At 74.7% G+C, this 10,499-nt stretch carries 9 protein-coding genes; 8 read left to right on the top strand and 1 reads right to left on the bottom strand.

The window, feature by feature from the left end; all coding sequences use genetic code 11:
• From VLJ82_RS18380 to VLJ82_RS18355, 6 genes are all read left to right on the top strand, one after another.
• A partial coding sequence (locus VLJ82_RS18380) for a MauE/DoxX family redox-associated membrane protein (RefSeq protein WP_408664813.1) occupies positions 1 to 516 on the top strand: 516 nt, incomplete at its 5' end.
• A complete protein-coding gene (locus tag VLJ82_RS18375) occupies positions 513 to 1,106 on the top strand; it encodes a TlpA family protein disulfide reductase (RefSeq protein WP_408664812.1) in 594 nt (197 codons plus the stop codon). The genes VLJ82_RS18380 and VLJ82_RS18375, both read left to right, overlap by 4 nt.
• Positions 1,103 to 3,868 carry an FtsX-like permease family protein gene (locus tag VLJ82_RS18370; protein WP_408664811.1) on the top strand — a complete coding sequence of 922 codons (2,766 nt, stop codon included), beginning with the start codon at positions 1,103 to 1,105 and terminating at the stop codon, positions 3,866 to 3,868. The genes VLJ82_RS18375 and VLJ82_RS18370 overlap by 4 nt, the downstream gene beginning before the upstream one ends.
• Before the next feature lie 50 nt (positions 3,869 to 3,918).
• Positions 3,919 to 4,923 (top strand): MerR family transcriptional regulator, encoded by a 1,005-nt coding sequence (locus tag VLJ82_RS18365; protein WP_408664810.1) that lies wholly within the window; start codon positions 3,919 to 3,921, stop codon positions 4,921 to 4,923.
• A gap of 58 nt (positions 4,924 to 4,981) precedes the next feature.
• Positions 4,982 to 5,905, top strand: coding sequence for an NAD(P)H-binding protein (locus tag VLJ82_RS18360; protein ID WP_408664809.1), 924 nt, complete (start codon positions 4,982 to 4,984; stop codon positions 5,903 to 5,905).
• Complete coding sequence (locus tag VLJ82_RS18355) at positions 5,902 to 6,666, top strand: CPBP family intramembrane glutamic endopeptidase (protein WP_408664808.1); 765 nt, start codon at positions 5,902 to 5,904, stop codon at positions 6,664 to 6,666. Before VLJ82_RS18360 ends, VLJ82_RS18355 begins: the two co-directional genes overlap by 4 nt.
• A gap of 134 nt (positions 6,667 to 6,800) precedes the next feature.
• On the opposite strand, the gene VLJ82_RS18350 is transcribed toward VLJ82_RS18355, so the two are convergent.
• Positions 6,801 to 7,463 (bottom strand): class II aldolase/adducin family protein, encoded by a 663-nt coding sequence (locus tag VLJ82_RS18350; RefSeq protein WP_408664807.1) that lies wholly within the window; start codon positions 7,461 to 7,463, stop codon positions 6,801 to 6,803.
• Between the two features lie 20 nt (positions 7,464 to 7,483).
• Here VLJ82_RS18350 and mtnA point away from each other — a divergent pair, with 20 nt between their 5' ends.
• Both mtnA and VLJ82_RS18340 read left to right on the top strand, forming a co-directional pair.
• A complete protein-coding gene (mtnA, locus tag VLJ82_RS18345; RefSeq protein WP_408664806.1) occupies positions 7,484 to 8,536 on the top strand; it encodes an S-methyl-5-thioribose-1-phosphate isomerase in 1,053 nt (350 codons plus the stop codon).
• 76 nt (positions 8,537 to 8,612) lie between these two features.
• Positions 8,613 to 10,499 (top strand): thiamine pyrophosphate-dependent enzyme (locus VLJ82_RS18340; RefSeq protein ID WP_408664814.1); only part of this gene is annotated, 1,887 nt, incomplete at its 3' end.

Here is a 10,499-nt window from a genome sequence, read left to right as displayed (position 1 = left end):
CTGGTCGTCGCCGCGTTCGGCAAGGTGCGGCACCGGTCCGGGATCGAGCGGTTCGGCCTGGTACTGCGCCTCGGGCTCGGCGTGCCGCAGGCCTCGCTGGTAGCCGGTGGGTGGGTCGCCGCCGAGGGACTGACCGCATTGCTGCTCCTGTTACCGCCGACTGCGGCGGCGGCAGCGGCCCTGGCCGCCCTCGAGTTCGCCCTGCTGACAGCGGGGGTCGCGGTGCTGGTGGCCCGGCGGCCCGGGTTCAGCTGCCCCTGCTTCGGCAACGGGGACGCGCCGCTCGGCTGGCGGACCGTGCTGCGCAACGCCGCCCTGACGGCTGTCGCACTGCTGCTGGCGATCGGCATGCGGCTGCCCGGGACGAGCGCGCCGGCGCCGGTCACGCTGGCCGCGGTGCTGACCGTGCTGGTCGGCGCCGTGCTCAGCTGGCAGGCGCCGGCCCTGCGGGCACTGATCCGGCAGGTCCGGCCCGCGGCGTCCCGGTCCGTCCTGGCCACCGGTGGCCGGCGATGACGATCACCGCCGTCCTCACCGGGTACGCGGCGCTGGTCGCCAGCCTGGCGCTGGGAATCTCGTTGCTGGCGCTGCACGTGGTGCCGGCCCGGAGCCCGCATCCGGGACCCGCCGGCCACCTGTTGCTGCCCGCCAGCGGGCCGGACGTCGGCAGCCCGGCGCCTCCGATCCTCGCCCGCACCAGCACCGGAGCGCTGCTCGAGCCCGCGGGGGGCCCGCACCTGGTGGCCTTCCTGTCCAGCAGTTGCCCGGGGTGCCGGGCCACGCTGCCACCGCTGGCCGGCTATCTCGGCCGGCAACCGAGTCCGCTGCGGTTGATCGTGGTGATCGTCGGTGACCCGCGGCAGGGTGCCGACATCGAGCAGCTGCTGGCGCCGACGGCCACCGTGGTGTTCGAACCGGACGGTGGGCCGATCGCCGCCGCGTACCGCATCACCGCCTTCCCGTGCTACGTGCTGGTGTCGGCCACCTCGACGGTGCTGGCCACCAGCCGGTCGGTGCTGGACCTGCCGCAACCCCCGGGACCGGTGACGCCAGCCGTGCACACCGGTCAGACTGTGCCGATGAGGCCTTCCGACGGCCCGCCATGATCAGCCTGCTGCTGGTCCGGTTGCAGGCCAACCGGTTCCGGGTGGGCGTGCTGGTGCTCGGCATAGCCGCCGCCACCACCGCGTTCGTGGTGCTCACCGGGCAGGTTGCCGAGCAGCGCCTGCAGCTGCGCGGCTGGGCCGCCGCCCAGGGCAGCCCCTCCTACGACATCCTGGTCCGGCCGGCCGGCTCGCGGACCGCGCTGGAGGAGAGCCAGGGGCTGGTGCGCGCCAACTTCCTGTCCGGCCAGTTCGGTGGCATCACGGCGGCGCAGTGGCACCAGATCCAGCAGCTGCCCGGCGTGCAGGTCGCGGCCCCGATCGCCATGGTCGGCTACCTGCTGCAGACCGTGAACATCCCGATCGACATCACCGGCACGCTGGCCCCCGGCGAGGAGGGGCTGTTCACCGCATCGGTGGTCCGCACCACCGCCCGGGGGCTGAGCACCTTCTCCCAGCCGGCGGCCGCCTACAGCTACGTCAGCCCGGCGCGGGCGGGACTGGTCGGCGGGCCGGGCGAGCGTCGCAACGGCGCCGATTTCGTCGACCCGCGCGGGCCGTTGCCGGTGTGCCCCGACCGGCCCCCGGCGCCGTTCGCGGCGCGCAGCCAGCGGCTGGGCACCTGCTGGTCGCTGACCAACGGCGAGAACGGAAGGGGATTCGACGGGCTGCCGTCCGGCCATGCCGCGGCGGTGGTGCAGTGGACGTTCCCGTTCCTGCTCGCGGCGATCGATCCCGAGCAGGAGAAGGCCCTGACCGGCCTGGACCTGGCAGTGACCCGGGGCAGCTACCTGCCCGAGAGCGGCAGCCCGACCGGGTGGCCCGCGCACAGCCTCCCGGTCCTGATGGCCGACCACACCGGGGTCGACGACGTGGACGAGGTCAGCATCGAACAGCTGGGGTCGACGGAGACCGCCGAGGTGCGTTCCGGGCTCCCGCTGCCCAGGCTGGACGCGCTGCTGGACACCGCACGAGGTGATGTGGTGGCGCAGGTCAGGATCACCGCGGAGCAGGCCTACCAGCGGATGGTCGGCAAGCTGCTCCTGCAACACGACAACCCGCTGGTGAGGGGCTACTGGACCAGCGGGCCGGTCAGCTACCGCACCCGGCCGGACGGCACGCTGCAGCCGCAACCGGTCAGCAACCCGGCCGAGATATGGAAGGTGCCGGTCAACTACTCCGAGTCGGCGCTGCTGCCGCCGGACGCCACCGACACCGGGTTCCGCGAGCTCCGCCAGCATCCCGTGCTGGCGGAGCAGGATCCGCCCGGCCGCATCCCGAAGCTGGCCACCGTCGGCACCTTCGACGAGTCCCGGCTGGAAACCCTGCCCGGGGCGCTGCGGGAGCAGGGCACGCTCCCCGGCCGGGGCTCGGAGTCGGCGCTGGGCGACTACCGCACCGAGCCGCTGACCCCGGTCGACGCGGCCAGCAGCGCGCGGCTGGGCAACGACTCGCTGTTGCCCGACAGCAACCCCGCCGGTTACCTGCTGCCGACGCCGACCCTGATCACCTCGCTGGACGCGGCCTCGGTGTTCACCGACGACACCGTCTTCGACAACGTCAGCCAGGCCGGCCCGATCAGCGCGGTGAAGGTCCGGGTGGCCGGGGTGCGCGGCACCGACCCGGTGAGCCGGGAGCGGGTCCGGCTGGCAGCCGAGGCGATCACCCGCACCACCGGCCTCGCCGTCGACGTCACGGTGGGCAGCGTCCCCGCGGTTCAGTACGTCGCGCTGCCGGCGGGTTCGGCGGGCCGGCCGGCCCTGCTGCTGGCCGAGCGGTGGCAGCGCAAGGGCGTGGTGGTGATGGTGCTGCGTGCGGTCGACCGCAAGAGCCTGCTGCTGTTCACTCTGGTGCTGGTGGTCTGCGGAGTGTTCACCGCCAATGCCGCGGCGGCTGCCGCCCGGTCGCCCCGGGCGGAGCTGTCCACCCTGAGCTGCCTGGGCTGGACCCGCGGCCAGCTGATGCGGCTGCTGCTGGGCGAGATAGCGGTGATCGGCACCGGCGCCGGCCTGCTGGGGGCGTTGGCCGCGCTGGTCGTCGCCCGGTGGCTGGGCGCCCCGGTGACCACCGGCCAGGCACTGGCAGCGGTGCCGGCCGCGCTGGCGCTCACCTTGCTGGCCTCTGCCTGGCCGGTGTGGCGGGCCTCGGTGCCGGCCCCGCTGCCGGCCGCCTTCGCCGGCCGGACGCGCACCCGGCGCGGCGGCGCGTGGCAGGTACGCGGGTTGCTGCAGCTGGCCTACCGGAACCTGCGCGACGAGCCAGGGCGGACCGGGCTGGGAATGCTCGCGGTGTGCGTGGGGTCGGCCGGCCTGACGGCGTTGCTGGCCATCACGGTGGCCTTCCGGGGCAGCGTGGTGGGCAGCGTGCTGGGCGATGCGATCTCGCTGCGGGCCCGCACGGTGGACTACCTCGCCGTGGTCGTCACGCTGCTGCTGGCCGCGGTCGCGGTGGCCGACGTCAGCTATCTCAACATGCGCGAGCGGGTCGAGGACCTGGCGCTGCTGCGGTCGGTCGGCTGGACGGCCGGCCAGCTGGTCCGGCTGATCGCCACCGAGGGACTGCTGATCGGCGTGGCGGGCTCGCTGGCCGGCGCCGGTGCGGGCCTGGCGGCCACCGCGGCGGTGGCGGGCTCGGTGCCGGGCAGCCTCTGGTGGCTGGCCGGGCTCACCGCCCTGGCCGGCACCCTGGCCGGCGTCCTGGCGGCGTTGCTGGCGGGGCTGTCGCTGCCGCTGCTGCTCCGGACGCCCGCGCTGGCGGTTGAGTAATCGTCCCGTATAACTTGGTCAACCGTCGCATCGTCAGGCATCCTTTGAGGGTGTCGCAGGAAGCTTCCTATTCCGAGCCGGACGGCCCCACGCTGCTGTCGGTAGGCGCCGCGGCAGGCCGGTTGGGGGTGGCCCCGGCCACGGTACGCAGCTGGGAGCGCCGCTACGGCCTGGGCCCGGGCGGGCGCAGCAGTGGTGGCCACCGCCGCTACACCGAGGCAGACCTCGACCGGTTGCAGCGCATGCAGGAACTGGTCAGCCGGGGGCACACCCCGGCGGCCGCCGCCCGCACGGTGCTGGGCCAGCATTCCGAGCATGCCGCGGCGCCGATCCGGACCGGCGGCGTGCTGGCCGGCGGGCGGTCGGTCCGGGTGGGCAGCCAGACGCGGGTCAAGCACGGCGGCGGGCCGGGCGGCCGGGTGCTGGCGGTGCCCGGTGCCTCGCCCGAGGTGCGCGGGCTGGCCCGGGCGGCCAGCCGGCTGGATGCCGACGCCGCGGCCAGCCAGCTCGGCGACCTGCTGGTCGAACGGGGGGCGGTGCGCACCTGGAACGAGGTGCTGCGCCCGCTGCTGGCCTCGATCGGAATGCGCTGGGTCCGGGCCGGCGTCGACGTCGAGCACGTGTTCACCGAGGCGATCATGGACGCGCTGCGCGGCTACCGGGCCTTCCTGCCCCGGCCGATGCCGGGCCGCCCGGTGCTGCTGGCCTGCGCCCCGGACGAACAGCACACCCTGCCGCTGCACGCGCTGGCCGCGGCCCTTGCCGAGCTGCGGACCCCGGTGCGGGTGCTGGGCGGCCGGGTGCCGACCGACGCGCTGGTCTCGGCCGCCCGGCGGACCGGGGCGGGGGCGGTGTTCCTGTGGCGGCACTCGGAGGAGGGCCTGCCGCCGCTCAGCCAGGCCGAGCTGGAGCAGATCGGCTCGCTGACCCGCAGCCGGCCGACCCGCCGGCTGGTCGTCGGCGGCCTGGCCTGGCAGGGCACCGTGTTGCCCGGCACCAGTCACGCCGGCGACCTGGAGACGGCCGTCCAGCTGCTCCGCCCTGCGGTACGCTAATTTCTGCAAGCTCATTCACCGTTCGTTCGGAACGGATCCGGGCAGGGGAGCGGCGGCGATGACCGGGACCGAGGTGCTGGTGACCGGCGCGTCCGGCTTCATCGGCTCGCACCTGTGCCATGCGCTGGAAGCAGCGGGGTATCGGGTCCGCGCCATGACCCGGCAGCCGGACCGCTACACCGGGGCGGGCGAACCGGTGGCCGGCGACGTCTCCCGGCCGGCCAGCCTGGCGGGCCCGCTGGCCGGTGCCAGCGCCGCCTACTATCTTGTGCATTCGCTGGACTCGGCCCGTTTCGAGCAGGTCGACGCGGCGGCCGCCCGGGCGTTCGGCGCCGCAGCCGCCGAGGCCGGCGTCAGCCGGATCGTCTACCTCGGCGGCCTGGGCTCCGACGACCAGCGGCTCTCGCCCCACCTGCGGTCCCGGCGGGCGGTGGAGCGGCTGCTCGGCGAGGCCGGGGTGCCGGTCACGGTGCTGCGCGCGGCGGTGGTGATCGGGCACGGCGGCATCTCCTGGGAGATCACCCGCCAGCTGGTCGACCACCTGCCGGCGATGGTCACCCCGCGCTGGGTGAGCACCCGCAGCCAGCCGATCGCGCTGGCCGACGTGGTGCGCTACCTGGTGGCGGTGCTGGAGGCGCCGCAGGCCACCGGGCAGGTGTACGAGATCGGCGGGCCGGAAGTGCTGCGCTACGTCGACATGCTGCAGCGGGCCGCGCAGATCCTGCACCGGCGCCGGCTGCCGGTGCTGCCGGTGCCGCTGCTCAGCCCGCGGCTGTCCTCGGCGTGGCTGGCCCTGGTGACCGACGTCAACCTGACGGCGGCCCGCAACCTGGTGGACTCGATGACCACCGAGGTGGTGGTGCGCGACAACTCCATCCAGCGGCTGGTGCCCGGGAAGACGATCGGTTACGACGAGGCGGTGCGGCAGGCGCTGGCGGCCCGGCAGGCGGCCGAGGCTGCTGCCGACCGCCGGCCCGGATGACGGCCGACCCGCCGGCCCGCGCGACGGCAGCCCGGACTGCGTGGCGATCGTCCGGGTTGACCGGCCGGCTGGCCGAGCTGCTGCGCCCGGCCCTGGTGGACAAGGTCCCACGCGACCACCGCGAGCCGGACAGCGCGTTCCGGCGCCGCCGGCTGGTGGTGGTGCTGGCGCTCGTCGCCGGCGCGGTGCTGCTGGGCCTGTCGCTGTCGGTCCGGCCGGCCGATCCGGCCTTCTACCCGCTGACCACGGGCCTGGCGGCGGTCTGGCTGCTCGGCGGCCTCGGATCCGGCCCGTTGCACCTGGGCCGGATCAGCTTCCGCGGCGAACTGCGCCGGCCGGTGCTGACGCCGGTGGTGCTCGGGCTGCTGGCCGTCGGGGTGTTCGTGCTGGGGGCGCTGGCGGTGCGCGAGATCGAGCCGCTGCGCGACCTGACCGAGAACGTGCTGGCACACGCCCGGTACGGCTCGCTGCCGCTGGTGGCCCTGGTCACCGTGCTGAACGGCATCGCCGAGGAGATCTTCTTCCGCGGTGCGCTGTTCGCAGCCCTCGGCGACCGGCGTCCGGTGCTGGCCTCGACCGGCATCTACGCACTCGTCACGGTGGCCACCGGCAACCCGATGCTGGTCTTCGCCGCCGCCACCCTGGGGCTGGTGCTCGGCCTGCAACGCCGGGCGTCCGGCGGGATCCTGGCGCCGATGCTGACCCACGTCACCTGGTCGACCGGCATGCTGCTGGCACTGCCGCCGCTGTTCGCCCGCTGACAGTGTGAGCCGGAGTCGAATCGCTTCGTCTTCGAAAGATGGCTAATCCAACGAGAAGTAGCCCAGTCGAGTCCGACAGCAACGCTTCAGCGTCCTGAGGCTGTGCACCGAAAGCCCGCCGACATGAGCTGGCACTATTTGCTCTCGTCCCGGCCGCTCGGCTGGCCGTAGCCGGCGAACGCCTCGGCGACCGCGGCCAGCTGATCGGCGTCCAGCAGCTGTGGCACGCCCGCCTGCCGGGCCCGCCAGGCCAGTTCCGCAGTGTACTCGACCGCCTCGGCCACCGCCATCGCCGCGGCGAGGTCGGCGCCCACCGCCACCACGCCGTGGTTGGCCAGCAGTACCGCGAAGCCACGGCCGAGCGTCCGGACGCACGACTCGGCGAGCTCGGCGGTGCCGTACCGGGCGTACGGGGCCACCGGCACCGCCCCGCCGGCCCGCACGATCAGGTAGTGCACCGGCGGGATCTGCTCGCCCAGCACCGCGAAGGTGGTGGCGAACACCGAGTGGGTGTGCACCACCGCCCCGACGTCCGGCCGGTCGCGGTAGACAGCCAGGTGCAGCGCCAGTTCCGAGGTGGGCTTCAGCGCGCCGGCGAGCTGGCTGCCGTCCGGTGCCAGTGCCGCGACGTCGGAGGCCCGCATGCCCGGATAGGGCACCCCGGTCGGGGTGATCGCGATCGTGCCGGTGGCCTGCTCGCGCACCGAGACGTTGCCGGAGGTGCCGCGCACCAGCCCGGCGGCCAGCAGGTCCCGGCAGGCCGCCACCACCGCGCTGCGTTGGTCGGCGAGGAGCACAGCTGGCTACGCTACCGGCCATGCGAACCATCGACTGGGACGGCGGCGCGGTACGGATCATCGACCAGACCCGGCTGCCGGAGGAGATGGTGGTCCTCGAGGTTCGCGAGGTCGACGAGCTGGTGGCCCACATCCGGTCGCTGGCGGTGCGCGGGGCGCCGGCGCTCGGGGTGGCCGGTGCGCTGGGCATGGCGCTGGCCGCCTGCCGGTCCGCCGAGCAGGGCGGCGAGCTGGACGCCGACCTGGCGGTGGCCGCCGGCAAGCTCAGCGGAGCCCGGCCGACGGCGGTGAACCTGTCCTGGGGGGTCGAGCAGCTGCGCGCCGCCCGGGCGGCCGGGGCCGGTCCGGACGAGCTGGTGGCCGCCGCCCTGGCGATCCGGGACGCCGACATCTCCGCCAACCGGGCGCTGTCCGAGCGCGGCGCCCAGCTGCTGGCCGGCGCCCGCCGGGTGCTGACCCACTGCAACGCCGGCGGGCTGGCCTGCGTCGAGGTCGGCACCGCGCTGGGCGTCATCGAACGGCTGCACGAGGCCCAGCCGCTGGAGATGGTCTACGTCTGCGAGACCCGCCCGCTGCTGCAGGGCAGCCGGCTGACCGCCTGGGAGCTGGGCCGGCGCGGCATTCCGCACCGGGTGATCGTCGACTCCGCCGCGGCCGGGCTGGTGCTGGGCGGCCAGGTGGAGGCGGTGGTGGTGGGTGCGGACCGGATCGCGGCCAACGGCGACGTGGCGAACAAGGTCGGCACCGTCGCGCACGCGGTGGCGGCCAACTACGCCGGCATCCCGTTCGTAGTGGCCGCCCCGGAGTCGACCATCGACCCGGCGACCGAGACCGGGGCCGCCATCTCGATCGAGCTGCGCGACGACACCGAGGTGCTGGCGCTGGCCGGCCGGCGGGTGGCCGCACCCGGCAGCACCGGCCTGAACCCGGCCTTCGACGTCACGCCGGCCGCGCTGGTGACCGCGATCGTGACCGAGCGGCGCACCATCTCCGGCCGGGCCGCCGGCACCGGCCCGGGTCGCGCCCCGGGGATGGCGGCGGCCGAAGAGGCGGGACTGAACGCGCTCGACTGAGCCGGCACGGTTAGATGTGCTGGTGCCTGCTGAACGCCACCCCCTGGAGCAGCATCTCCTCACCGAGCTGGCGGCGGTGCGGCGCGGCCCGGCCCGCGACCTCGACGCCCCGGCCCGGCCCGGCAGCGCGCTGACGGTCCGGCAGGCCGCCGAGCTGTTCTGGGCCCAGTGCGAGTCCCGCCAGGTGGACCTGGCCGCGATCTGGATGCAGGCCCAGGGCCGCGGCTTCTACACCATCTCCTCCTCCGGGCACGAGGGCAACGCGGCGGTCGCGGCGGCGCTGCGGCCGGACGACCCGGCGCTGCTGCACTACCGCTCCGGCGGCTTCTACTGCGCCCGGGCCCGGCAGCTGCCCGACACCGACCCGGTGGCCGACATCCTGCGCGGCATGGCGGCCTCGGTCGACGAGCCGATCGCCGGCGGCCGGCACAAGGTGTTCGGCAACGCCCGGCTGTCGGTCATTCCGCAGACCTCGACGATCGCCTCGCACCTGCCCCGGGCGGTGGGACTCGCCTTCGCGCTGGGCCGGGCCAAGCGGACCGGGGTGCGCACCCCGTACCCGGCGGACGCGATCGTGGTGACCAGCTTCGGCGACGCCTCGGTGAACCACTCGACGCTGGTGGGCGGGGTCAACACCGCCTCGAACACCGTCTACCAGGGGCTGCCGATGCCGCTGCTGATGGTGTGCGAGGACAACGGGCTGGGCATCAGCACCCGCACCCCGACCGGCTGGATCACCGAGCGGTTCTCCGCGCGCCCGGGGCTGCGCTACCTGGCGGTGGACGGCTGCGACCTCGCCGACGTCTACGACGCGGCCCGGCAGGCGGTGGACTACGTCCGGGCGGCGCGCAAGCCCGCCTTCCTGCACCTGCGGACCGTCCGGTTCCTCGGGCATGCCGGCTCCGACGCCGAGGTGGCCTACCGGACGCCGGCCGCGATCGTCGCCGACTACCCGCGCGACCCGCTGCTGGCCACCGCGCAGCTGCTGGCCGCGGCCGGGTTCGCCGACGGAGAGGAGCTGGCCGAGCGTTACCGGCTGATCGGCGAGCGGGTGCGCGAGGTGGCGGCCCGGGTGATGACCGAGCCGCAGCTCAGCTCGGCGTCGCAGGTGATGGCGCCGCTGGCCCCGCGCAGCGTCGAGCAGGTGGCCGCGGCGGTGGCGGCACCGGCCGGGGCGGACCGCGCCGCGGTGTTCGGCGGCCGGCTGCCCGAGGAGGAGGGCCCGCTGACGCTGGCCCAGTCGGTCAACCGGGCGCTGCACGACGAGCTGGCCCGCCGGCCCGAGACGCTGCTGTTCGGCGAGGACGTCTCGGTCAAGGGCGGCGTGTACGGGCTGACCCGCGGGCTGCGCAAGAGCTTCGGCGGCGCCCGGGTGTTCGACACCATCCTCGACGAGCAGGCCATCCTCGGGGTGGGGCTGGGTGCGGGGCTCGCCAACTTCCTGCCGGTTCCGGAGATCCAGTACCTGGCCTACCTGCACAATGCCGAGGACCAGTTGCGCGGCGAGGCGGCCACCCTGCAGTTCTTCTCCCAGGGCCAGTACCGCAATCCGATGGTGGTGCGGATCGCCGGCCTCGGGTACCAGAAGGGCTTCGGCGGCCACTTCCACAACGACAACTCGGTGGCGGCGCTGCGCGACATCCCGGGGCTGGTGCTGGCGGTGCCGGCACACCCGTCCGACGCCCCGGCGATGCTGCGCACCCTGCTGGCGGCGGCCGCCGTGGACGGCACCGTCGGGGTCTTCCTGGAGCCGATTGCCCTGTACCACCAACGGGATCTGCACTCGGCCGGCGACGGCGGCTGGCTTGCCTCCTACGCCGGCCCGGACCGCTGGGCGGACGAGCACGTGCCGATCGGGCGGGCCCGGCGCTGGCTGGTCCGGGCTTCGGGCGGCGGACCGTTGCACGCGCCGGATGCTGCGGACCTGTCGATCCTGACCTTCGGCAACGGGCTGCCGATGAGC

Source organism: Jatrophihabitans sp. (genome assembly GCF_035474675.1).
Classification (GTDB): Bacteria; Actinomycetota; Actinomycetes; order Mycobacteriales; family Jatrophihabitantaceae; genus Jatrophihabitans_A.
Note: the sequence above shows the minus strand (reverse complement) of the source record. Positions and strands in the feature narration are given on the sequence as shown.

Coding starts and splice junctions, on each gene's coding strand:
- VLJ82_RS18375 (WP_408664812.1), top strand. CDS start 513: ATGACGATCACCGCCGTCCTCACCGGGTACGCGGCGCTGGTCGCCAGC.
- VLJ82_RS18370 (WP_408664811.1), top strand. CDS start 1,103: ATGATCAGCCTGCTGCTGGTCCGGTTGCAGGCCAACCGGTTCCGGGTG.
- VLJ82_RS18360 (WP_408664809.1), top strand. CDS start 4,982: ATGACCGGGACCGAGGTGCTGGTGACCGGCGCGTCCGGCTTCATCGGC.
- VLJ82_RS18355 (WP_408664808.1), top strand. CDS start 5,902: ATGACGGCCGACCCGCCGGCCCGCGCGACGGCAGCCCGGACTGCGTGG.
- mtnA (WP_408664806.1), top strand. CDS start 7,484: ATGCGAACCATCGACTGGGACGGCGGCGCGGTACGGATCATCGACCAG.